General features: G+C 70.0%; 23 protein-coding genes. 13 read left to right on the top strand and 10 right to left on the bottom strand.

The window, feature by feature from the left end:
- Positions 1-18: 18 nt before the first annotated feature.
- Positions 19-1092: a PP2C family protein-serine/threonine phosphatase gene (locus tag ACFFNX_RS08335; protein WP_378197722.1), complete on the top strand. Its 1074-nt coding sequence runs from the start codon at positions 19-21 to the stop codon at positions 1090-1092.
- A gap of 3 nt (positions 1093-1095) precedes the next feature.
- Here the strand turns inward: ACFFNX_RS08335 and ACFFNX_RS08330 are convergent, their stop codons facing one another.
- Positions 1096-2268 carry a hypothetical protein gene (locus ACFFNX_RS08330; protein ID WP_378197720.1) on the bottom strand — a complete coding sequence of 391 codons (1173 nt, stop codon included), beginning with the start codon at positions 2266-2268 and terminating at the stop codon, positions 1096-1098.
- Positions 2269-2277: 9 nt separating this feature from the next.
- On the bottom strand, positions 2278-3435 hold the full coding sequence (gene nagA, locus ACFFNX_RS08325; RefSeq protein WP_378197717.1) for an N-acetylglucosamine-6-phosphate deacetylase: 1158 nt from the start codon (positions 3433-3435) through the stop codon (positions 2278-2280).
- A gap of 148 nt (positions 3436-3583) precedes the next feature.
- Between nagA and ACFFNX_RS08320 the strand changes: the two genes are divergently transcribed.
- The 4 genes from ACFFNX_RS08320 to ACFFNX_RS08305 are packed head-to-tail and all read left to right on the top strand — an operon-like array spanning position 3584 to position 7783.
- Positions 3584-4960 (top strand): extracellular solute-binding protein, encoded by a 1377-nt coding sequence (locus ACFFNX_RS08320; RefSeq protein ID WP_378197715.1) that lies wholly within the window; start codon positions 3584-3586, stop codon positions 4958-4960.
- A complete protein-coding gene (locus ACFFNX_RS08315; RefSeq protein ID WP_378197713.1) occupies positions 4960-5874 on the top strand; it encodes a carbohydrate ABC transporter permease in 915 nt (304 codons plus the stop codon). Before ACFFNX_RS08320 ends, ACFFNX_RS08315 begins: the two co-directional genes overlap by 1 nt.
- Positions 5871-6692 carry a carbohydrate ABC transporter permease gene (locus tag ACFFNX_RS08310; RefSeq protein ID WP_378197711.1) on the top strand — a complete coding sequence of 274 codons (822 nt, stop codon included), beginning with the start codon at positions 5871-5873 and terminating at the stop codon, positions 6690-6692. Before ACFFNX_RS08315 ends, ACFFNX_RS08310 begins: the two co-directional genes overlap by 4 nt.
- Positions 6689-7783, top strand: coding sequence for an ABC transporter ATP-binding protein (locus ACFFNX_RS08305; RefSeq protein WP_378197708.1), 1095 nt, complete (start codon positions 6689-6691; stop codon positions 7781-7783). Before ACFFNX_RS08310 ends, ACFFNX_RS08305 begins: the two co-directional genes overlap by 4 nt.
- A gap of 56 nt (positions 7784-7839) precedes the next feature.
- Here ACFFNX_RS08305 and ACFFNX_RS08300 read toward each other — a convergent pair whose 3' ends face one another.
- Both ACFFNX_RS08300 and ACFFNX_RS08295 read right to left on the bottom strand, forming a co-directional pair.
- On the bottom strand, positions 7840-8064 hold the full coding sequence (locus tag ACFFNX_RS08300; protein ID WP_378197706.1) for a DUF6458 family protein: 225 nt from the start codon (positions 8062-8064) through the stop codon (positions 7840-7842).
- Between the two features lie 170 nt (positions 8065-8234).
- Complete coding sequence (locus ACFFNX_RS08295) at positions 8235-10067, bottom strand: acyl-CoA dehydrogenase (protein WP_378197704.1); 1833 nt, start codon at positions 10065-10067, stop codon at positions 8235-8237.
- 157 nt (positions 10068-10224) lie between these two features.
- Here ACFFNX_RS08295 and ACFFNX_RS08290 point away from each other — a divergent pair, with 157 nt between their 5' ends.
- From ACFFNX_RS08290 to ACFFNX_RS08280, 3 genes are read left to right on the top strand one after another with little or no spacing between them, the layout of a single operon-like run.
- The gene (locus ACFFNX_RS08290; protein WP_378197702.1) at positions 10225-11064 is read left to right on the top strand and encodes a class II glutamine amidotransferase; all 840 of its coding nucleotides are present in this window, start codon (positions 10225-10227) and stop codon (positions 11062-11064) included.
- A 37-nt stretch (positions 11065-11101) separates the two neighbouring features.
- A complete protein-coding gene (locus ACFFNX_RS08285) occupies positions 11102-12589 on the top strand; it encodes a hypothetical protein (protein WP_378197700.1) in 1488 nt (495 codons plus the stop codon).
- 10 nt (positions 12590-12599) lie between these two features.
- The gene (locus ACFFNX_RS08280) at positions 12600-13292 is read left to right on the top strand and encodes an SDR family oxidoreductase (RefSeq protein ID WP_378197697.1); all 693 of its coding nucleotides are present in this window, start codon (positions 12600-12602) and stop codon (positions 13290-13292) included.
- On the opposite strand, the gene ACFFNX_RS08275 is transcribed toward ACFFNX_RS08280, so the two are convergent.
- From ACFFNX_RS08275 to ACFFNX_RS08265, 3 genes are all read right to left on the bottom strand, one after another.
- Positions 13276-13896, bottom strand: a complete 621-nt coding sequence (locus ACFFNX_RS08275; RefSeq protein WP_378197695.1) for a rhomboid family intramembrane serine protease — start codon at positions 13894-13896, stop codon at positions 13276-13278. The genes ACFFNX_RS08280 and ACFFNX_RS08275 overlap by 17 nt on opposite strands.
- Before the next feature lie 96 nt (positions 13897-13992).
- A complete protein-coding gene (locus tag ACFFNX_RS08270) occupies positions 13993-14253 on the bottom strand; it encodes a WhiB family transcriptional regulator (protein ID WP_378197693.1) in 261 nt (86 codons plus the stop codon).
- Complete coding sequence (locus ACFFNX_RS08265; RefSeq protein ID WP_378197691.1) at positions 14250-14486, bottom strand: hypothetical protein; 237 nt, start codon at positions 14484-14486, stop codon at positions 14250-14252. Before ACFFNX_RS08265 ends, ACFFNX_RS08270 begins: the two co-directional genes overlap by 4 nt.
- Positions 14487-14575: 89 nt before the next feature.
- Between ACFFNX_RS08265 and ACFFNX_RS08260 the strand changes: the two genes are divergently transcribed.
- The 3 genes from ACFFNX_RS08260 (at position 14576) to ACFFNX_RS08250 (ending at position 16107) form a co-directional block, all read left to right on the top strand.
- Positions 14576-15025 (top strand): GNAT family N-acetyltransferase, encoded by a 450-nt coding sequence (locus ACFFNX_RS08260; RefSeq protein WP_378197689.1) that lies wholly within the window; start codon positions 14576-14578, stop codon positions 15023-15025.
- 96 nt (positions 15026-15121) lie between these two features.
- The gene (locus ACFFNX_RS08255; protein ID WP_378197687.1) at positions 15122-15709 is read left to right on the top strand and encodes a hypothetical protein; all 588 of its coding nucleotides are present in this window, start codon (positions 15122-15124) and stop codon (positions 15707-15709) included.
- Positions 15710-15828: 119 nt separating this feature from the next.
- Positions 15829-16107 (top strand): hypothetical protein, encoded by a 279-nt coding sequence (locus tag ACFFNX_RS08250; protein WP_378197685.1) that lies wholly within the window; start codon positions 15829-15831, stop codon positions 16105-16107.
- A 2-nt stretch (positions 16108-16109) separates the two neighbouring features.
- On the opposite strand, the gene ACFFNX_RS08245 is transcribed toward ACFFNX_RS08250, so the two are convergent.
- Genes ACFFNX_RS08245 through ACFFNX_RS08235 form a run of 3 tightly spaced genes read right to left on the bottom strand, consistent with a single transcriptional unit; the run spans position 16110 to position 19227 of the window.
- The gene (locus ACFFNX_RS08245) at positions 16110-16970 is read right to left on the bottom strand and encodes a carbohydrate ABC transporter permease (protein WP_378197683.1); all 861 of its coding nucleotides are present in this window, start codon (positions 16968-16970) and stop codon (positions 16110-16112) included.
- A gap of 2 nt (positions 16971-16972) precedes the next feature.
- A complete protein-coding gene (locus tag ACFFNX_RS08240; protein ID WP_378197681.1) occupies positions 16973-17911 on the bottom strand; it encodes a carbohydrate ABC transporter permease in 939 nt (312 codons plus the stop codon).
- Positions 17908-19227, bottom strand: coding sequence for an ABC transporter substrate-binding protein (locus ACFFNX_RS08235; protein WP_378197679.1), 1320 nt, complete (start codon positions 19225-19227; stop codon positions 17908-17910). Before ACFFNX_RS08235 ends, ACFFNX_RS08240 begins: the two co-directional genes overlap by 4 nt.
- A 238-nt stretch (positions 19228-19465) precedes the next feature.
- On the opposite strand from ACFFNX_RS08235, the gene ACFFNX_RS08230 reads away from it, so the two are divergent.
- The gene (locus tag ACFFNX_RS08230) at positions 19466-20485 is read left to right on the top strand and encodes a LacI family DNA-binding transcriptional regulator (protein WP_378197736.1); all 1020 of its coding nucleotides are present in this window, start codon (positions 19466-19468) and stop codon (positions 20483-20485) included.
- A 12-nt stretch (positions 20486-20497) separates the two neighbouring features.
- On the top strand, positions 20498-21902 hold a 1405-nt coding region (locus tag ACFFNX_RS08225; protein WP_378197676.1), incomplete at its 3' end, for a glycoside hydrolase family 3 protein.

Here is a 21902-nt window from a genome sequence, read left to right as displayed (position 1 = left end):
TGGCTCTCTGGGGGATGTATGAAGCACATCCGCGCCAACCCGGTCGTGGTCCTACGCGGTGTGCCGGTGTTGATGATTCTGGGCGGTGCGGCGGCCGATCTGTTCGGCCCGGAACCCTACCTCGGCCTGCCCTTCCTGGCCTCCGCGCCGCTCGTGGCCAGCGTCCTGTTCCACTGGCGGACGAGCGTCGTCACCGCCGCGGTGGTCGGTGTCGTCGTCGTTGGAGTCGATCTCCAGCTGCGCCGCCCCGCGCCGCCGCTGCTGGTCGATCTGGCGATCGTGGTGCTGGTCGGCGTCATCGGGCTGTGGACCAAGTGGCTGATGGACCGGCAGAGCCGGCACCTGGCGGTCACCCAGGACATCGCGGAGGCGGCTCAACGCGCCGTGCTGCCGGATCCGCCGACGCGGCTGGGTTCGCTGCAGATCGCCGCCCGCTACGAGGCGGCCCAGGCGGAGGCCCAGGTCGGCGGCGACCTGTACGCGGTGCGGGCCACGCCGTTCGGAGTCCGCGCGATCATCGGCGACGTCCGCGGTAAGGGACTGCCGGCGGTGTCCACCGTCTGCCAGGTCATCGCCGCCTTCCGGTACGAGGCCGGGAGGGCGGAGACGCTCTCGGAGCTGGCGGATCGGCTGCACGACGCCCTCACCCTGGAGACGGATCCCAGCAGGGTCGATCATTTCGAGAACTTCGTCACCGCCCTGCTCGTCGAGATCGCGCCGGACGCGGCCAAGGCGTCGCTTCTCAGCCGAGGACACACGGCTCCGTACCTCCTGAAGACCGGCGAGGTGGCCATGCTGGAGCCGAGCGACCCCGGCCTTCCCCTCGGTATGGACCTGCCGTCGTCGGACGGCGCGGCCCGGCCGGACATCGTCGACTGGCCTCCGGACGCCACGCTCCTGCTGGTGACCGACGGGATCACCGAGGCCCGTGACCGGGCCGGGACCTTCTACGACCCCGCCGTCGGGCTCGCCCACATCCGGACCTCCACCCCGCGCGAGCTGGTGGACTCCCTGGCCCGCAGCGTCACCCACTGGACCGGAGGACAGCGTCAGGACGACATGGCGGTTCTCGCCCTCAAACTCGCCCCTTGAGGTCTAGAACGGGACATGTTCGAGATCGCCGAGGTCGTCCACTGCCACCCGATCCGCGCGAGCGAGGATCGTGATCATCTGTTCGGCCTCGTCGAGGGTGACGTGGCGGCCGCGCGAGCGGCGGTGCTCCGGCTCGGGCGTCTCCAGCCAGAGCCGCGGCTCGGGTGACCCGGCTTCGCACCGCCACATCATCTGGACGACGCCGCCGGACCTGCCGGCGAAGACCAGGAAGTTGCCGTCGGTGGGGGCCAGTGCCCGCAGCCAGGCGAGGCACTCCTCCAGAGAGGCCGGCTTGTCCTCGCTGTCGTACCGGCGACGATTCGCGTCGTTCACCCGGATCTCCAGCATGTCCTCGGGCGGTGCCGACGAGGCCGCCGCCAGCGCGTCCGCGTCGAGGTCGGCGCCGCCGAACAGCGGGCCGAAGACGGCCGAGGCCGAGAGCCGAGGGATGTCCACGTCGACGACCTCGGAGCCGCCCGGGATCTGGAGTGTGCCGCGCAGCCGGTCCCATTCGCGATGCAGCCGCAGATCGTGGCCGCGCACGTCCATCGCGGACAGCCGGACGCCGTTCAGCAGACCGGGGAGGTCGTGATTCAGGACCATCTCCGCCTTCACCATTCCGGGGTTCGGGCTCCTGCGGCTGCCCCGGCGCCGATACAGCCCGCCCTCGCCGTCGTCCAGGCGCCGCACGTCGGCGCGCGGCGACGGCTCGCGGGTCCAGTCATGGTGCCGGATGGCCAGGTTCTTTCCGATGACGCCCGGCCAGAAGGTCGCGGACTCCTCACCGTCGACGACCTCGGAACGGTGGACCGGAATGACCTGCATCCCGCGGTCCGCCAGCGCCGTGTTCTTGAAGAAGTCGGTATGCCCGGGCCCGAGCAGGGCGGCCCGGTCCAGCGCGAACCCCGGCACCTCGATCGGGCGCAGCCGCACGATCGAGCCGAGGTCGTCGGCGTCGGCGAGGTCGTCCACGGCGTCCAGCAGCGCGGCGACGATCTCCTCCCGATAGCCCCGGTTGCCGCGTACCGTGAGCACGCGCCCGCCCCGGATCTGGTACACGCTCGTCCCTATCGGGTCGGCCTCGACCAGGACGTCGTGACGGCCGATCCGCGCCGGCACGGCGGGCTCGGCACGGCCCTCCCGGATCAAATCCTCAAGCGGTGCGTCCTCCGTCATCCCGGCAATCTAGTGCAGGGCACCGTGGACGAGGGCACCGCGCGCGATCACCGCCTCGGTGTGCAGGTCGGCGGAGAGAACGGCGAGGTCGGCGTCCTTGCCGGGCTGGATGCTGCCGGTGCGATCGGCGATGCCGAGCAGGGCCGCGGGCGTGGTCGACGCCGCGGCCGCGGCGTCGACGATGGGGACGCCCACGTGGCGTACCGCGTGCCGAACGGCGGCGTCCATCGTCAAGGTGCTGCCGGCGATGGTGCCGTCGGTCAGGGTGACCTTCCCCTCGCGTGCGAACACCGGCACCGGGCCGAGGTGGAAGTCGCCGTTCGTCATCCCGGCCGCGGGGGTGGCGTCGGTGACCAGGGCGATCCGGTCCGGGCCCGCCGCGGCCAGCGCGATACGGACCGCGTCCTCGTGCACGTGGAACCCATCGTTGATCAGCTCGCAGGTGACCGCGTCGTTCGCCAGCGCGGCGCCGGCCGGGCCGGGGTCGCGGTGGTGGAAGTGCCGCATCGCGTTGAACAGATGAGTGGCCAGCGTCGCCCCGCCGGCGAAGGCGTCACGTGCCTGGTCGAAGGTCGCCTCGGTGTGCCCGACGGCGGCGATCACGCCGTGGGAGACGGTCTCGCGGAGCAGGTCCATCCCCCCGGGGAGCTCCGGCGCCAGCGTCACCACCCGTACCGTGCCCTGACCGGCGGTGAGCAGGTGCCGCAACGCGGTCACGTCCGGTGCCAGCAGGTACTCGCCGTGATGTGAGCCGCGCTTGGCGGGATTGAGGAACGGCCCCTCCAGGTGGACGCCGACGATCGATTCGCCGGCGGCGCCGTCCTGGATGAGGCCGGCGATGGTGCGCACCGAGGCGGCCATCCGATCGAGCTGGTCGGTGACCAGGCTGGCCAGCGTCCGGGTGGTTCCGTGGCGGCGATGGAACGCGACGGCCCGCAGGATCTCGTCGGGGTCGTCCGTCGTGATCTGCGCGCCACCGCCGCCGTGCATGTGCACGTCGACGAAGCCGGGCAGCACGTAACGGCCGTCCAGGTCGTGCACCTCGTCCCCGCCGGCCGGCGGGTCACCGACGCCCACGCCGACGATCCGCCCCTCCGCGATGCTCAGCCAGCCGGGCTCCAGCACCCGTCGCCGCGTGACCACCCGGCCGTTCGCCAGAACGATCACCGCCCACCTCCCCCTAAGGCCCTGCCTCATTCTCGCGCACGGATGATCCCTAATTGTGATCTATGGCACCCGTGTAAACGCCTGATGATCGTGGGAATCTTTCGGCAACGCCGGTATTAGTGCAAATGCCTGCCTGGGAGGCTGCGGCATGAAGATCACGCGGGTGGCGGCCCTGATCGCGGCGACCGGTCTCGCGGCGACCGGATGCTCCGGTGGTGCGAGCGGTGGCGGCGGCACCACGATCCGGATCAGCGCCAACTCCGTCAGGGGCGGAAAGAACTCCAACGGTGCCGAGTGGATCACCGACTACGTGATCCCCAAGTTCACCGCGATGGAGAAGGCCAAGGGCAAGAAGGTCACGGTGCGCTTCGAGGGCACCGGTGTGGACGACGCCCCGTACAAGCAGAAGACCGCGCTCGACCTGAAGACCGGCGGCGGCGCCGACCTGATCTCCATCGACGGCATCTGGGTCGGGGAGTTCGCCCAGGCCGGGTACATCAAACCGCTCGACCAGGTGGTAGGTCCCCAGGTCGACAGCTGGGACGGCCTCCAACAGATCCCCGGCCCCGTACAGAACATCATGGCCTTCAACGGCAAGAAGTACGGCCTGCCGATCGGCACCGACGGCCGGGTCATCTTCTACAACAAGCAGCTGTTCGCCAAGGCGGGCCTGCCGGCCGACTGGCAGCCGAAGAGCTGGGACGACATCCTCGCCGCCGGCCGCAAGCTCAAGTCGCTGAGCGGTGTCACCCCGATCCAGCTCAACGCCGGCACCGCGATGACCGAGGCGACGACGATGCAGGGCTTCCTCCCCCTGCTCGCAGGCACCGGCCACGAGATCTACGAGAACGGCCGGTGGCTCGGCGACACCGCGCCGATCAGGAGCGTGCTCGACCTCTACCGGCAGGTGTACACGAGCGGGCTCGGCGACCCGCGGCTCCAGCAGAACCCGCAGGGCCGCGACGAGTCGTTCCAGCGGTTCTCCAAGAACAAGGTCGGCATCCTGCTGGAGAGCGACTACTTCTGGCGTTCGGTGGTCAATCCCAAGGACGGCATCGACCCCATGCCCGACCGCGACAAGGACGTCGGCTACGCGCTGATCCCCGCGCAGTCCCCCGGGAAGGGCGTCCGCGCCCAGAGCACGGTCAGCATGTCCGGCGGCTCCGGCTGGGTGATCAACCCGCACACCAAGAACGCCTCACTCGTCTGGGACCTGCTGAGCTTCATCGGCTCCCACGACGCGGTCAAGGACGAGGTCCAGCGCTCCGCGGTCGGCATCAGTCCCCGCCAGGACGTCAACGCCGAACTGCTCGGCAGCGACCCCGTGCTGAACTTCATCGCCACGAAGGTGCTGCCGATCACCGACGTACGGCCCGGCCTCGCCGCCTACCCGCAGGTGTCGACCGCGCTGCAGAAGGCGACCGGTGACGTCGTCGCGGGCGACAGCGTGGACAAGGCGATCAAGACCTACCAGCAGAACCTGACACAGGCCGTCGGTGGCGCCGGGAACGTGGCCACCGGCTGATGGCCCAGCGGACGGAACTGCCGCCGGCCCGGGGCTCGCTCGACGGCGAGGTGCCGGGCGGCGGAGACCGGCGGCAGGGGCTGGCCTTCGTGGTGCCCGCGCTGCTGCTCATCACGGTCTTCCTGATCCTGCCGGCGCTGTGGACGCTGTACCTCGGGCTGACCGACTACCGGCTCACCGGCGTCCAGGCCGCGCACCCGAAGGTCGTCGGCACCGCGAACTACACGCACGCGCTCGGGGACAAGGACTTCCGCGACGCCCTCGGCCGTACGCTGCTGTTCGTCCTCGGCTCGGCGGTCATCGGGCAGAACGTCCTCGGCTTCGTCCTCGCCTGGGCGCTGCGTTCGGCGCGGCGCTGGGCCCGCGCGCTCGTCGAGACGCTCGTGCTGCTCGCCTGGATCCTGCCCGGCGTCGTCGTGGCCTGGCTGTGGATCGCGTTCCTGAAGGACCAGGGCGGCACGCTGGATGCGATCCTGCACACGCCCGGCCGCGACTGGTGGTTCGACCACCCGATGGGCTCGCTGATCGTCTTCAACGTCTGGCGGGGCACGGCGTTCTCGATGATGCTGTTCACGGCGGCGCTGTCGAGCGTGCCACCGAGCCAGCTGGAGTCCGCGCGGCTGGCCGGCGCGAGCGGGTGGCAGCAGTTGCGCGACGTCGTCCTGCCCGGCATCCGCGGGCACATCCTGACCAACACGCTGCTGATCAGCCTGTGGACGTTCAACGACTTCACGCCGTACCTGATCACCAAGGGTGAGCCGCACGGCGCCTCGGCGGTGCTGCCCGTCTACATCTACCTGACCGCCCTGCCGGGCGAACGCCTGGGCTTCGCCAGCGCGATCTCCCTGATCATGCTGGTGATCAACCTGCTGCTGGCGCTCGCCTACATCCGGATCCTGCGGAGGCGCGCGTGAGTCCCGTCCAGGTGGTGCGGCGCATCGGCTTCTACGTCTTCGTCGCGCTCGTCACGGCGTTCTTCGCGCTGCCGATGCTGTGGCTGGTGACCGCGCCGTTCACGCGGAACCCGACTTTGTCCGTTTCGTGGCCGGACTTCACGCTCGGCAACTTCAAGCACCTCACCGACGATCCGAACGCGCTGCCGTCGCTGTACAACTCGGCCGTGCTGTCGCTGTGGACGATGCTGATCACGGTCGCGGCCGCGGCGCTCGCGGCGTACGCGCTGAGCCGGGTGCGCATCCCGGGCCGCGACGGCATCCTCTACCTGCTCCTGCTGCTGTCCTCGGTGATCACGGGGACCTCCGCGATGGTGCCGATCTTCCAGCTGATGTTCAAGCTGCACCTGCTGGACAAGGACATCGGCGTCATCCTCGTCATGTCCGGCGGCCTGCTGCCCGCGGCGATCTTCATCCTCAAGGACTTCATGGACACGATGCCCAAGTCGTACGAGGAGTCGGCACGGGTGTTCGGGGCCAACTCGTTCCAGGTGCTGGGCCACGTGGTGCTGCCGAACGTCCGGCCGGGCCTCGCGACGATCGCCGTGTGGGCGGTCGTCAACGTGTGGGGCAACTTCCTCATGCCGTTCCTGCTGTACCGGACGCCGGAGAAGCAGCCTGCGGCGGTCACACTCAACAACTTCTACACCGAGGGAGGTCAGCCGAACCTCGCGCTGATCTCGACGTTCTCGCTTCTCTACTCGATCCCGGTGGTCATCATGTTCCTGTTCGTCAGCCGCCGGTACGGCTTCCGCTTCCACGGAGGGATCAAGGCGTGAAGGTCTCACTGGAGGAGGTGACCAAGGTCTTCGACGGCGGCGTGACGGCACTCGACGCCCTGTCACTGGAGATCCAGGACGGGGAGTTCTTCGCCCTGCTCGGGCCGTCCGGGTGCGGGAAGACGACGCTGCTGCGCACGATCGCCGGCCTGGAGACGGCGTCGTCCGGCACGCTGCGCATCGGTGACCGCGACGTCACCGGCGTACCGCCGGGCGCGCGGGACGTGGCGATGGTGTTCCAGGACTACGCGCTGTTCCCGCACATGACGGTGGCCGACAACATCGCCTACCCGCTGCGGATCAAGAAGGTGGGCCGGGCGGAGCGCCGGGCCAAGGCGGCCTCCACGGGTGAGGGACTCTCGCTCGGCGGCCTGATGGAGCGGCGGCCGGCGCAGCTGTCCGGCGGTCAGCAGCAGCGCGTCGCGCTCGCCCGCGCCATGGCGGCGCAGCCGACGGTCTTCCTGCTGGACGAGCCGCTGTCGAACCTCGACGCGCGGCTGCGGCTGGAGGCCCGTACGTTCCTCAAGAAGCTCCAGCACGACCTGGACGTGACCACGGTCTTCGTGACGCACGACCAGGCGGAGGCCCTGGCCCTGGCCGACCGGATCGCGGTCATGGAGTCGGGCCGCATCCGGCAGCTCGGCACGCCGCGCGAGGTGTTCCAGCGACCGGCGAACGTCTTCGTCGCGGGCTTCATCGGCTCGACGCCGATGAACCTCCTCGACGGCGAGTGCGTGCCCGGCGACGGCGAGACCGCGACGTCGTGGGGCCACCGGATCGACGTCGCGGGCGTACGGCTGCCGGTGCCGGAGGAGATCGTCACCGAGCTGGCCCCCGGCGACAAGGTGATCGTCGGCATCCGGCCGGAGTACCTGACCGAGTCCGACGAGGGCATCAAGGGCACGGTCGAGATCGTGGAGAACCTGGGCACGACGTCGCTGGTGACCCTGGCGACCACGGGCCCGAACGTCCAGCTGACCGTCCCCGAAGGCCGGGAGCCGAAGCCGGGCGCCACACTGCACGTGACTCCCCGGCCGGGCCGGATGCTCGTCTACCGCGCCGACGACGGCGAGCTCATCGCCGCCCCCTGAACGTCGTTGGCCTGGATGCCACCGCCGAGGTCAAAGGCTCCCGGACGCACGAATGGTCAGACCGGCGGCTGGTTGCGGTCGTCGTTGATGACCTCGGCACCGCGTCTCGGGTTGCGGCTGCGGCTCATCATGATGATCTGCAGCAGGAACGATGCGGCGCCGACGACCATCAGGATCACACCGAGAGCGGGCAGATCGATGCCGCTGAGGTGCGCCTTGATGGCCCACTTGAAGATGGCCCCAAGTGTGATCAGGAAGATGCTGACGCCAAAGCCCACCATGCCTCCGACCTCCGGAGCCCCGACCGGGCCCGGAATTCACTTCGAGTAAACACCCGACTGCTGCGGCACACCACCCTATCGACACCGATGATGACGTATGCCCCGCCGCCTGAACCAGGGGCGGCGGGACATACGAAATGGTTCCGTCGGCGGCGTATCAGGCCATCGCCTCAGAAAGCCTCTTCGGGGAGTTCCATCAGATCGGTGGTGGCCGCCTCCGCGATGGCGCGCTCGGCGGCGACCGTGGGCAGCCGGGTGCCGCAGAAGAACTGCGCGGCGGCCACCTTTCCGCGGTAGAACGCCTGGTCGGCGGGGGACAGTTCCTCGCCGAGCCGGTTCAGCGCGACCTCGGCCTGCCGGCAGAGCAGCCAGGCGATGACCACGTCGCCGAGCACCATGAGCAGGCGGGTGGTGTTGAGGCCGACCTTGTAGATCTCCTCCGGCTTCTCCATGGAGCCGATCGCCCAGCCGACCATCGAGGTCACGATGCCCTGCGCGTCGTCCACGGCCTTGGCGAGCAGGGCGCGCTCCTGCTTGAGGCGACCGTTGCCCGCGTCGCTCTCGGCGAACTCCTTGATCTGCGCGGCGAGGTGCTGAAGCGCCTCACCGTTGTTGCGCAGGATCTTGCGGAAGAAGAAGTCCATGCCCTGGATCGCCGTCGTGCCCTCGTACAGGGAGTCGATCTTGGCGTCCCGGATGTACTGCTCGATCGGGTAGTCCTGGAGGAAGCCCGAGCCGCCCAGCGTCTGGAGCGACTGCGTCAGCATCTCGTACGCCCGCTCGGAGCCGACGCCCTTGACGATCGGCAGCAGCAGGTCGTTGACCTTCTCCGCCAGTTCGTCGCGCCTTCCCTCGGCGCGGGCGATCTGGAGCTTGTCCTGGTACGTCGCGGTGTACAGGACGAGCGCCCGCATGCCCTCCGCGTAGGCCTTCTGCAGCATGAGCAGGCGGCGTACGTCGGGGTGGTGGGTGATGGTGACGCGCGGCGCGGCCTTGTCGGCCATCTTGGTCAGGTCGGAGCCCTGCACGCGCTCCTTGGCGTACTCCAGTGCGTTGAGGTAGCCGGTGGACAGCGTGGAGATCGCCTTGGTGCCGACCATCATGCGGGCCTGTTCGATGATCATGAACATCTGCTTGATGCCCTCGTGCACGCCGCCCACGAGGTAGCCGACCGCCGGGTGCTTCTCGCCGAACGTGAGCTCGCAGGTCGTGGAGGCCTTCAGGCCCATCTTCTTCTCGACGTTGGTGACGTACGCGCCGTTGCGCTCGCCGAGCTCACCGGTCTCGGCGTCGACGAGGTACTTCGGCACGATGAACATCGACAGGCCCTTGGTGCCCGGCCCGGCGCCCTCGGGGCGGGCCAGCACGTAGTGCAGGATGTTGTCGGCCATGTCGTGCTCGGCGCTGGTGATGAAGCGCTTGACGCCCTCGATGTGCCAGGTGCCGTCGGGCTGCTCGATCGCCTTCGTACGGCCGGCGCCGACGTCGGAGCCCGCGTCCGGCTCGGTGAGCACCATGGTCGAACCCCAGTGGCTCTCGATGGCGAGCTCGGCGAGCCTCTTCTGCTCGGGCGTGCCGATCTCCCACAGGAGCTGGGCGAAGCTGGGGCCGCTGGAGTACATCCAGATGGCCGGGTTGGCGCCGAGGATGAGCTCGGCGACGGACCAGTGCAGGCTGCGGGGCGCGTGCATGCCGCCGAGCTCGGTGGGCAGTTCGAGCCGCCACCATTCGGCGTCGTTGAAGTAGGCCTTGAAGGCCTTCTTGAACGCGTCCGGCATGGTGACCGTGTTGGTGGCCGGGTCGAAGACCGGGGGGTGCCGGTCCGCGTCCTCATAGGATTCGGCGAGCACGTCGGTCGCGAGGCGGTTCACCTCTTCCAGAGCACTGCGTGCCGTCGCCTCGTCGACCTCGCCGAAGGGTCCGGTGCCCAGGATGTCCTGACGACCGAGCACCTCGAAGAGGTTGAACTCGATGTCACGCAGGTTGCTCTTGTAATGGCCCATGAAGCACCCCGTAGCTCTCGGGCGGGCGGTCCTGCCCTTGCGTACCGGCTAGTAACACGCATGATGCTACCCGTCGGTAACCGGACATACAAACATCAGAGGTGAATTTTCCGTTGCCTTGGGCAACCAGGCTCGCCGATGGGGGTAGAGGGCACACATGTGCCGATGGCTCGCCTACACCGGCTCTCCGATCCCTCTCGACGAACTCCTCTACGAACCGGAGCACTCGCTGATCGAGCAGAGCCGCTTCGCCCGGTTGGGAGCGGAGACCACCAACGGCGACGGATACGGTCTGGGCCTGTACGAGGGCGACGGTGGCGTCCCGCCCACGGTGGTCCGGAGCACGATACCGGCATGGAGCGACCTGAACCTGCGCGAGCTCGCCGGCCATTTCCGATCGCGGCTGTTCTTCGCGCACATCCGCGCCTCCACCGGATCCGCGGTGCAGCAGACCAACTGCCACCCGTTCCGGTACGGCCGGTGGCTGTGGATGCACAACGGGGCGATCAGCGAGTTCGGCCGCCTCAAACGCGACCTCGTGTTCGCCGTCGATCCGGACCTCTACCCCTCGATCGAGGGGTCGACGGACTCGGAGGTGATGTTCTTCCTCGCGCTCACCTTCGGGCTGCGCCAGGACCCGCCCGCGGCGGTCGAGCGGATGGTGGGTTTCGTCGAGTGGACCGGGCGGCTGCACGGCGTCGAGCAAGCGGTCCAGATGACCGTCGCGACATCCGACGGTGAGCGGGTGTGGTCCTTCCGGTACTCCAGCCAGAGCCGGTCGCGCTCCCTGTTCTACAGCACCGAGGTGCGCAGCCTCCGGCAACTGCACCCGGAGGTCTTCGCCCTGGAGCGGCTGTCCGACGACGCGCGGATCGTCGTCTCCGAGCCGCTGCGGGACCTTCCCGGCGCGTGGAACGAGGTACCCGAGTCGACGTACATCGTGACCGAGCACGGGATGCACGAGGTACACCCGTTCCGCCCCATTTCGCCCCCATGAGGCCCATCATGCGCCGGAACCTCTACGATGACGGTCTGTGGCCGATGCTTGGGATTCCGTCGTCGCCTGGCTCAAGCGCGACCGGCCCGACCTGACCCCGGTCGAACGACGGCTCTGGGACGCCTACCCCACCGGCACACCCATCGACCTCGGAGACGACCGGCCCGACGGCACGGATGATCCGGGGCGGACCGTACGGGCCGAGGTGATCGCGGCCCTTATGCTCGGCGCGCATGACGACGCGCCCGGCCGGGTGCCGGCCGTACGCCTCAGCGGGGCCCGGATCACCGGGGAGCTCAACGTCTCCGGCGGCGAGGTCGGGTGCGAGCTCCGCCTGCGGCGCTGCGTCCTGGACCAGACGCCCGACTTCTCCAACGCCCGTGCCCGGCAGATGCGGTTCGGCGACTGCGCGATGCCCGGCTTCGACGGCGGCGGGCTGCGCGTCGACGGGTTCTTCAGCCTGTCCGGATCGGAGATCGACGGCGAGATCCGGCTGACCCGCGGGTACATCTCCGGCGGCTTCCGGCTCAACGGCGCGAAGGTCCGCAACCCGGGCGGGTACGCGCTGTTCGCGGGCGGGCTGACGGTCGATGTCGGCGCGTTCGTGCGCGAGTCCGACATCACCGGTGGCGTACGGCTGACCGGCGCCCGCATGACCGGTGGGCTCTTCCTCGAGGGCACGACCCTGCGCGACGCCGACGGCTACGCCCTGGACGGGGAGAATCTCGTCGTCGAGGACCGGATGGAGTGCAGCCGTGGCTTCACGGCCCTCGGTCCCGTACGGCTGCGCGGCACGCGCGTCACCGGCACGCTCTCCTTCGACGACGGCGCGGTGAGCGCACCGGGCCGCCGCGCGCTGCACCTTTCGCACGCCCAGGTCGAAGAGCTGATCCTCACGCCACGGGAGCCGATCCGGGGAGAGGTGACGCTGGGGTACTCCACGATCGACGTCATCCTCGACCGAGCGGACGTCTGGCCGGAGACGCTTCGCCTGAACGGGCTCGTCTACCAGACGCTGCGCGGCGAGCCGGAGGCCAAGCGGCTGGACTGGGTGGGCCGCGACCCGCAGGGCTTCCGCCCGCAGCCGTACGAGCAGCTGGCCACGTGGCTGCGCCAGATCGGCCGGGAGGACCTCGCGCGCCGGTGCCAGCTCGTCAAGCAGCGGGCGCGCCGGCGGCACCTGAACCCGGTCAGCCGTACGTGGGGCGTGCTGCTCGACTGGACGGTCGGGTACGGCTACCGGCCGTGGATCTCCGGGCTGTGGCTCGTGCTGCTCGTGGCCGTGGGCACGGTCGTCTTCAGCGTCTACCACCCGCACACGATCCGGCAGCCGGGCGAACGCCCGCACTTCCACGCGTTCGTCTACACGCTCGACCTGATGCTGCCGCTGGAGACGTTCGGGCAGCGCAGCGCCTGGGACCCGGCCGGCTGGACGGACTGGCTGGCATGGGGCCTGACCGGCGCGGGCTGGATCCTGGCGACCGCACTCATCGCCGGTGTCGCCCGCGTCCTGCGGCGTGCGTAAGGATGGTGACGTGGGCACCTACCTGATCACCGGGGCCACCGGCGCCATCGGCGCGGCCGTGGCCGAGATTCTGCACGAGGCCGGACATCACGTCATCCTCACCGGGCGCTCGGCCGAACGCCTCGACGCCACCGCCCGCCGGATCGCCGGCGACACGGGCGGCGAACGGGTGCGCACCCTCGTCCTGGACCTGACCGACCCCCGGCGCATCGAACCGGCGCTCGGCGAGGCGGAACTCCCGCCGTTGGACGGGCTCATCCACAGCGCCGGCGACATCCGGCTCGGCACGGTCGAGGAGCTGCGGCCCGGCGACTGGCTCGACCAGCTCCTGGTGAACACCGCCGCACCCGCCGAGCTGACCCGGCTGCTGCTGCCGTCGCTGCGCGCGGCGCGCGGGCACGTGGTGTTCGTCAACTCCGGCTCGGGGCTGCGCTCCAAGCCGGGCTGGAGCGCGTACGCGGCGAGCAAGCACGCGCTGCGCGCGCTGGCCGACTCGCTGCGCGCGGAGGAGCCGGAGCTGCGGGTCACGTCGGTGTTCCCGGGCCGTACGGCGAGCGAGATGCAGCGTCAGGTGCGCGCCATCGAGGGCGAGGAGTACGACCCGGACGAGTTCATGTCCCCGCACACCGTCGCCACGGTGATCGTGAACGCCCTGCAGACGCCACGCGACGCGACCGTCACCGACGTCAGCGTACGAGCGTAGAGCCGCGCTGCCGCGTCATCCAGGCGGCGATGACGCCGCCGATCAGGCCGAACATGTGCGCCTGCCACGAGATCCCGGGCTGCCCCGGCAGCGCACCGAAGATCATCGTGCCGTAGAACACGGCGATGACGACGGCGACCACGATGTCGAAGGCCCGGTGTTCGACGAAGCCGCGGGCGAGCAGGTAGCCGAAGTACCCGAAGATCACACCGCTGGCCCCCACGGTCACGCTGCCGGGCGCGGAGAGGAAGAAGACGCCCAGGCCGCTCACCACGATGATGATCAGGCTGACCGAGACGAACCGCGACACCCCGCGCAGCGCGGCCAGGAAACCGAAGATCGCCAACGGGACGGAGTTGGCCATGATGTGGTCGAGGTTGGCGTGGAGGAAGGGCGCGGTGAAGATGTGCCAGATCTGGCCCGTGTCGCGCGGCTGGATGCCGTAACGGCCGCTGAGCGCGCCGTCGTCGGCGTAGTTGACCACTTCCACCGCCCAGCAGGTGCCGAGCAGCAGGAACGTCATGAAGAGAGCACCGACCACACGCGAGGCATGCCCGGTGATCCCGTCACTCGGCGAGCGCGTGGGGAGGGAGGCGTCGGTCATGCAGCAACGGTACGTCCCCCGCTGTGTCCTCGAAATAAGGGCACCGACGCGAATCCGCGAAAGTTCGGACAGAGGGCGGCCGCCGTCGATGGGCGGTCAGTACCAGGCGGGGGCGGCGGGCAGGGGCTTGAGGCGCAGGTAGCGGCGTTCCTCCGGAGTGGTGCCGCCCCAGATGCCGGCGGGCTCGCCGGCGCGGAGGGCCCACTTCAGGCAGTCCGTGGTGACCGGGCAGCCCGCGCACACGCGCTTGGCCTCTTCCACCTGCATCAAGGCCGGGCCGGTGGCGCTGACCGGGTAGAAGAGTTCGGGGTCCTCGCCGCGACAGGCCGCGAGGTCCGTCCAGTGCTCGATGTTCACACCCACTCCAGGTCGAACAGGGCGGCCACGGCCTCGGGAGAGGCGCTGACGCGTCCCCGGGCCGGCAGCAGCCGGTTGATGATCTGTTGCAGCGACGCCTGGACGAGACCGAGGTGGTCGTCGGCCAGTGCGGGCGCCCGGCGCGCCAGCCGGGCCAGTTCCGCGGAGACGAGTTCCTCTAGACGGTGGTCCAGCAGGCGGGTCGGAGACACCAGCACGGGCGGTGCGGTCACTGCCGCCTCCATCGACGTATTGACACATTGTAGTACTACCAACTGTAGTACTACGCGAGGTCGTGTCAATCCTCACTAGGGTGTTTCACGTGCCAACCGATGTGATCTTCCGCTCGGCCACCGAGAAGGACGTGCCCGCCATCGTCGCCCTGCTGGCGGACGACGTGATCGGCGCCGGCCGCGAGGGCGAGTCCGACCGTTACCTGGCCGCGTTCCGCGACATCGACGCGGACCCGCGCAACCACCTGGTGGTCGCCGACCTCGCCGGCGAGGTCGCCGGCACGCTACAGCTCACCTACATCCCCGGGCTCAGCCGCATGGGCGCCGAGCGCGCCCAGATCGAGGCGGTGCGCGTCGCCTCCGCCCACCGGAGCCGCGGCCTGGGCCGCGAGATGATCACCTGGGCGGTCGACCAGGCGAAACAGCGCGGATGCGGTCTGGTCCAGCTCACCTCCGACAAACGCCGCTCCGACGCGATCCGCTTCTATGAGTCCCTCGGCTTCGAGCTCACTCACGAGGGGCTGAAGCTCCAGCTCTAGTCAAGGGCGTTCCCGGTTTCCGTTGTCGCGGCCACGGTCCGGCGGTGACCGCTGGATCATCTGGCTCATCATCGGCGAGGTAATCGGAGAAGCCCCATGGCCGAAAAGGAGCTGTTCGGCGGGATCGAGCCCACGTGGCGCATCGCGGTCGCGGCCGAGTTCTGCCGGATCGAGGAGATCTGCGCGCGGGCCGCGCAGGCACAGTGGGAGACCGTCCGGATCTGGCGGTTCATCAACCTCGGGCTCGGCGCGTCCGCCGTCGTGTCGGCCGGGGTGGCCGGCAGCATCGCGCTCGCCGGGGACCGGTTCCCGGTGATCGCCGGCGCGCTCGCCCTGTCGGCGGCGATGCTGACCACCGTGATCAGCATGGTCGGCCCGGCACGCAAGGAGAGCCAGGCCGTGGAGGCCGCGAAGGCCTACCAGTCGGCGGAGACGGCCGCCCGCCAGTCACGGCAGGTGGATCTGCCCGGCCACACGTTCGCCCAGGCGCGGCAGAGCCTGGGCGAGCTGACCGACCGCTGGCACGCGGCCAACCGTACGGCCACGCCGGTGCCCCGCTGGGCGCAGCGCCGCGCCGGCCGCGGGACGTACGAGAACCGGACCGAGGAGATCCTGACCGACCGGGTCAGCGAGGTCGTCCGCGTCTTCCGCGCTCCGCGCCGCGCCGTCGACCAGGTCTCCTGAGCGCGCCGCCCCGTCACGCGCGTCGGCCGAGATGAACCATTTGCCCGGTTTCCTGCGTATGAGGAGATGGGACGGTCTGCGGATCGTCCCCCTCCGGCGAGCAGGAAGGCGGCGAGGCGGTGCGACACGCGATCCGGTACGACGAGGAGCTGCGGCTGCTCGGTGAGCTGTACGAGGAGCTGGCCGGGCTCGGGCTGAACGTCGGGTTTCGCGACGCACTGCCCGGCCTGACCGTCACCACCGACGTCCCCGGTGTCCCGCTGTACGTCTTCGTCAGCGAGTCCGGCACCGACTTCGACTGGCACAACGCCGCGATGCGCCATCCGGTCGGCGACCCCGCGGGAGCCGCACGGCGCATCGCGGCGTTCCTGCGCGAGCACCGTACGGGCGGACGCTGAGCTCACTTCCCCCCGACGCCGGCCATGCCCGCGACCAGCCAGCGCCGGGCGAACAGGTAGACCACGAAGATCGGGAACGCGGACAGCAGCACCGCCGCCATCAGGCCGGGGATGTTCGAGCTGAACTGGCCCTGGAAGTTGTACAGGCCGAGCGTCTGCACCCGCTGTTCGTCGGACTGGGTGAGGATCAGCGGGAACAGGAAGCCGTTCCAGGCGTTCAGCGCGCAGTAGACCCCCACGGTGGTCAGCGAGGCGCGGCTGAGCGGCAGCGCGAGGCTCCACATCAGCCGCACCGACCCGCCGCCCTCGAGCGTCATCGCCTCGTACAGGTCCCGTGGCACGTCCCGCAGCGCGGAGGCCAGCACCAGAATGCTGAGCGGCAGCCCGAAGGCGACCGTGGGCAGCACGATCGCGGTCAGCGAGTCGTACAGGTGCATGCGGGTGATCAGCAGGTACACGGGGATGATCGTGGCCTGCGCCGGGATGGCCAGGCCGGCGAGGAAGAGCCGGAAGATCCCCGAGACCGTCCGGCTGCGAGACCGCACGATCGCGTACGCGGCCGGGAAGGCGAGCAGCACGGTCAGCGCGGCGCTCGCGACCGTGACGATGGCCGTGTTGATCAGGTAGCGCGTGAAGCCCCGGTCGAAGACGTCGGCGAAGTTGTGCCCGGTGACGTGCCGCGGCAGCGACAGCGGGCCGCCGTCGAGGTAGGAGTCGGTGGTCTGCAGGGCGTCCTTGACCATGAGGTAGATCGGGATGATCACGAACGCGAGCCAGACGACGGCCGCGGCGCCCGCCGCCCAGTTCGGCCGCTCGGTCGGGCGGCGGCCGCCGCGCGCACCCCTCGGCCTGACGTCGGCCATCCTCAGATCCCCTCCAGTGTGCTGCGCATCTTGGCGAATCCCGAGAAACGGACGATGAGCAGCGACAGGGCGGTGCCGAGCGCGACCAGGGCGAGCGCGATCACGCTGGCGTACCCCATCTGGTAGTCGCGGAAGGCGGTCATGTACATGTGCTGCGGCAGGATGTTCGTCGCGCTCCCCGGGCCGCCTCCGGTGAGGATCAGCACGGTCTCGAAGTAGGTGAGCGATCCGACGAGCATCAGCACCGTTGAGGTGATGATGGTGTTGCGCAGCTGCGGCAGCGTGACGTGCCGGAACTGCAGCACGCGCCCGGCGCCGTCGACGGTGGCCGCGTCGTACAGCGACTGGGGGACCTGCCGCGTGGCCGCCTGGTAGAGCAGCGTGTGGAACGGCACGAACTGCCAGGCGACGACCACGACGACGCATCCCAGCGCGCCGCGCGGGCTGCCGATGATGTTGCCGTCGGGGAAGCCGATGTAGTGGCCCCACTTGGCGGCGAGCCCGAAGTTGGGGTCGAGGAGCGTCAGCCAGGTGATGGCGATCGCCGCCGTCGACATGAGCAGCGGCAGGAAGAAGACCGACGACAGCACCGCCCGGTTGCGCTGCCGCCCGGCCGCCCACACGCCGAGCAGCAGCGCCAGCGGGGTCTGCACCGCCCAGGACAGGACGGTGAGGATCGCGCTGATCCGCAGCGACTGCCACACCGAGGAGTCGGACAGCAAGCGGCTCCAGTTGTCCAGGCCGTTGAACCTCGGCGTGCCGAGGCCGTTCCAGGAGGTGAACGACAGCACCGCCACGAGCACGAGCGGCAGCCCGGCGAAGAGCATGAAGAACAGCGTCGCCGGCACGACCCACAGCACACCCGGCCGCGCCGCCCGGTCGGTGCTGTTCCCGGCCGCACGGACGCCCCCGCGACGCGCGACCGGGAGCGCGGCGGTCACTTCACCGACTCCAGTGCGGTGACGAACTGCTGCGGGGTCTGCTTGCCGGCGAAGACCTTCTGCAGGTTCGACAGCAGCGGCGTCTTGAACTGCGGCAACAGCGCCTGGTCCCACGAGAGCGTGAAGCTCGGCGCCTTCTGCACGAGCTGGTAGACGTAGCGGGCGAACTCCGGCTGGGGCGAGGCGGAAAGCTTGGCCTCGATGCCGGTCACGGCCGGCACGTCACCGGACTTGATGAGCGCGTCCACGTACGCGGGCGCGGCCATCTCCTTCTTGAGGAAGGCGATGGCGGCGTCCGTGTCAACGGACTTGGTGCTGACCGAGAAGTAGTTGGTCGGGTTGCCGACGACGGCGTTCGGGTCGCCCTTGCCGCCGGTCACCGACGGGAACGGCGCGAAGCCGAGGTCGTTCTCGGCGAACTTGCGGTGCCGGTCGACCTGGTTGGAGATCTCCCAGCTGCCCATCAGGTGCATGGCCGCCTTGCCCTTGGCGAACAGCAGCCCGGCGCCGTCGTTGACGTAGTTGACCGAGTTGAAGTTCGTGCCGAACGCGCCGCGGCGCACCAGGTCCTGGATCTGCCCCAGGGCCGTGACGATCGCCGGGTCGCTCCAGGCGCCGGGCTTGGCCGCCGCGATGTTCGCGAAGACCGTCGGGCCGCCGGCGCGTTCGACGAGGTACTCCAGCCACATGAGTTCGGGCCACTGGTCGAGGCCGCCGAGGGCGAACGGCTGGATCCTCTTGCCCTTGAAGAAGTCGACCAGCTTGAGCAGGTCGTCGTAGGTCGCCGGCGGTTTCTGGCCCTGCTCGGCGAAGAGCGTCTTGTTGTAGAAGAGCACGACCGGCTGCATGCCGCGCATCGGAATGCCGTAGTACTTCCCGTCGATCTGCCCGGCGTTCAGCACCGAGGGCAGGAAGGAGTTCTTCCAGCTCGGGTCGGCGTTCAGCTGCGAGCTCAGATCGACCAGTCCGCCGGCCTGCACGTAGTTGCGGATGCTGCCGGCACCCCAGTTGAACAGCAGGTCCGGGGGGTTGGGCGACCCCATGCTCACCCGCAGCTTGTCGGCGTAGACCGCGCCGTCGCTGGAGATCGGCAGCAGTTTCACCTTGCCGGAGGAGCCCTTGTTGAAGTCGTCGATCGCCACGTTCTGCACGCGGTTCTGTGCCTCGTCGACCAGAACCCAGGCCTGGACGGTCTTCCCGCCTCCCTTCGCCCCGGCCGGGCCCGAGGTGCCACAGGCGCTGAGGAGGGGCGCGGACAGGCCGGTGATCGCGGCAGCGGACAGGAAGGTGCGCCGTGAGAGGGGCGTCTCGCCCATCAGGACCTCCTTGGCTGGGGGTGGGAGAACGGTCCGAGAACGCGGGCGATAGATTTTCGAAAGTTATCGACACCTATTGCTGCCGTACCCTAGAAAAGGCGGGTACGGGGGTCAACCCCCTGTTACGTATTCGTGAATTATCCTCGGCTAATCCGCTGGATATGACGGTCTGTGCCGCTTCGAAAGTTTGCGATAGCATTCGTGATCACCGGCCGGCGCAGAGAAGGAAGGTAGTGCCATCAGCGAGCAGCCCACACGACCCACGCTTGCCCTGATCGCGTCGGAGGCGGGCGTCTCCCAGGCCACCGTCTCGAAGGTGCTGAACGGCCGCACCGACGTGGCGCCCGCCACGCGTGAGCGGGTCGCGGACCTGCTGAGGACGCACAACTACCTCGCGCCGGGCGGTCGCCGAGCGCGTCGTTCCGGGCTGGTCGACCTGGTCATCGGCGGCCTGGACAGCCCGTGGGCGGTGGAGATCCTGCGCGGCGTCGAGTCGGAGTGCGCCGATCGCGGCACGGGCACCGTCGTCTCCCTCGTACGCGACGACGACGCGCGCCCGCCCAGCTGGACCTCCATGACGACCATGCACGACAGCGACGGCGTGATCCTGGTGACCTCGCGGATGACGCCGCAGCAGCGCGAGCAGCTCGAACGCGCGGGTGTCGCCCTCGTCGTCATCGACCCGGTCGACCTGCCCGACACCGACGTGGCCAGCGTCGGCGCGACCAACTGGGCGGGCGGCCTGGCCGCGACCGAGCACCTGCTGTCGCTCGGCCACCGGCGCATCGCGGCCATCGGGGGCCCGCGCAGCATGCTCTGCACCCAGGCCCGCGTCGACGGCTACCGGGCCGCGCTGGAGCGCGCGGGCATCGAGTTCGACCGGCGGCTCGTCCTGTACGGCGACTTCCGGCACGAGGGCGGGTTCCGCGCCTCCCGCGACCTGCTCGCCATGGACGACCGGCCGACGGCGATCTTCGCGGGCAGCGACCAGCAGGCCATGGGCGCGTACGAGGCCGCCCGGCAGGCCGGGCTGCGGGTACCCGACGACCTCAGCGTCGTCGGCTTCGACGACCTTCCCCTGTGCCAGTGGCTGTCGCCCCCGCTGACCACGGTCCGTCAGCCCCTGGAGGAGATGGGCCGGCTCGCGGCCCGCATGCTGTTCCAGCAGCTCGACGGCGAGGCTCTCGTGAGTCCTCGCATGGAGCTCGCCACCGATCTGCGGGTCCGGCTGTCCACCGCGCCGCCGCCCGCCGCCTAGGGAGGGCCGTTCATGGCCGAAACGCTCCGCGCCCACGAGCCGTGGCGCGACCCCCGGCTCCCCGTGGCCGAGCGGGTCGCCGATCTGCTCGACCGCATGACCGTCGAGGAGAAGGCCGGGCAGCTCGTCGGCTACTGGGCCGAGTCCGCGCGCGAGGGCGAGGAGGTGGCGCCGCTGCCCGACGACTTCGGCGAGCCGCCGCCGCTCGAGGAGATCCTCCAGCACGGGCTCGGCCAGCTCACCCGCGTCTTCGGCACGGCGCCGGTACGGCCGGCCGACGGCGCGGCGCGGCTGCGCGACCTCCAGGCGCGGGTCGCGGAGGCGAACCGCTTCGGCATCCCCGCGATCGCGCACGAGGAGTGCCTCACCGGCTTCATGACCTGGACCGCGACCGTGTTCCCCTGCCCGCTCGCCTGGGGCGCGAGCTTCGACCCGGGCCTGGTCGAGGAGATGGCCGCCGCCATCGGGGCGACCATGCGGCGCGCCGGCGTGCACCAGGGCCTCGCGCCGGTCCTCGACGTCACCCGCGACTACCGCTGGGGCCGTACGGAGGAGACCATCGGCGAGGACCCCTGTCTCGTCGGCGTCGTCGGCACCGCCTACGTCCGCGGGCTCGAGCGTTCGGGCCTGGTCGCGACGCTCAAGCACTTCGCCGGATACTCCGCCTCACGCGGGGGCCGCAACATGGCCCCGGTGCCGATGGGCCCGCGGGAGTTCGCCGACGTCGTCCTCGAACCCTTCGTGCTGGCGCTCCGCGAGGGCGGCGCGCGTGCGGTGATGAACTCCTACGCCGACGTCGACGGCGTTCCCGCGGCCGCCGACGAGCGCCTGCTCACCGGGCTGCTCCGCGAGGAGCTCGGCTTCTCCGGCATCGTGGTGTCGGACTACTTCGCGATCTCCTTCCTGGAGGAGATGCACGGGGTCGCGGGCTCGCCCGGGGAGGCGGCCGCGCTCGCGCTGCGCGCCGGCATGGACGTCGAGCTGCCCACCGTGCGCTGTTACGGCGCTCCGCTCGTCGACGGAGTCCGGCGAGGGGCGGTGCCCGAGGAGCATCTCGACCGGGCCGTCGCCCGGGTGCTCGCGCTCAAGTGCGAGCTGGGGCTGCTGGACGATCGGGTGGAGGAGCCGGAGGCGACCGATCTGGACCCGCCCGAGCTGCGGGACCTCGCGCGCCGCCTCGCGGAGGAGTCGGTCGTGCTGCTCGCCAACGACGGCGTGCTCCCGCTGGGGGCGCGGCGGGTGGCCGTGACCGGCCCGCTCGCCGACGACCCGCGGGCGATGATGGGCTGCTACACGTTCCCCAACCACATGGCCGCGCGGTATCCGGACCTGCCGATGGGCGTGGAGGTGCCCACGGTCGCCGCGGCGCTGCGGGCCGAGCTGCCCGGCGTCGAGCTGACGACGGCCGCCGGCGGCG

It is taken from the genome of Actinoallomurus acaciae (assembly GCF_042429965.1).
Lineage (GTDB): Bacteria > Actinomycetota > Actinomycetes > Streptosporangiales > Streptosporangiaceae > Actinoallomurus > Actinoallomurus acaciae.
This window is presented reverse-complemented; position numbering and strand designations above follow the sequence as displayed.

Coding starts and splice junctions, on each gene's coding strand:
- ACFFNX_RS08295 (WP_378197704.1), bottom strand. CDS start 10,067: ATGGGCCATTACAAGAGCAACCTGCGTGACATCGAGTTCAACCTCTTC.
- ACFFNX_RS08330 (WP_378197720.1), bottom strand. CDS start 2,268: ATGACGGAGGACGCACCGCTTGAGGATTTGATCCGGGAGGGCCGTGCC.
- ACFFNX_RS08320 (WP_378197715.1), top strand. CDS start 3,584: ATGAAGATCACGCGGGTGGCGGCCCTGATCGCGGCGACCGGTCTCGCG.
- ACFFNX_RS08290 (WP_378197702.1), top strand. CDS start 10,225: ATGTGCCGATGGCTCGCCTACACCGGCTCTCCGATCCCTCTCGACGAA.
- ACFFNX_RS08335 (WP_378197722.1), top strand. CDS start 19: ATGAAGCACATCCGCGCCAACCCGGTCGTGGTCCTACGCGGTGTGCCG.
- ACFFNX_RS08275 (WP_378197695.1), bottom strand. CDS start 13,896: ATGACCGACGCCTCCCTCCCCACGCGCTCGCCGAGTGACGGGATCACC.
- ACFFNX_RS08315 (WP_378197713.1), top strand. CDS start 4,960: ATGGCCCAGCGGACGGAACTGCCGCCGGCCCGGGGCTCGCTCGACGGC.
- ACFFNX_RS08255 (WP_378197687.1), top strand. CDS start 15,122: ATGGCCGAAAAGGAGCTGTTCGGCGGGATCGAGCCCACGTGGCGCATC.
- ACFFNX_RS08235 (WP_378197679.1), bottom strand. CDS start 19,227: ATGGGCGAGACGCCCCTCTCACGGCGCACCTTCCTGTCCGCTGCCGCG.
- ACFFNX_RS08300 (WP_378197706.1), bottom strand. CDS start 8,064: ATGGTGGGCTTTGGCGTCAGCATCTTCCTGATCACACTTGGGGCCATC.
- ACFFNX_RS08245 (WP_378197683.1), bottom strand. CDS start 16,970: ATGGCCGACGTCAGGCCGAGGGGTGCGCGCGGCGGCCGCCGCCCGACC.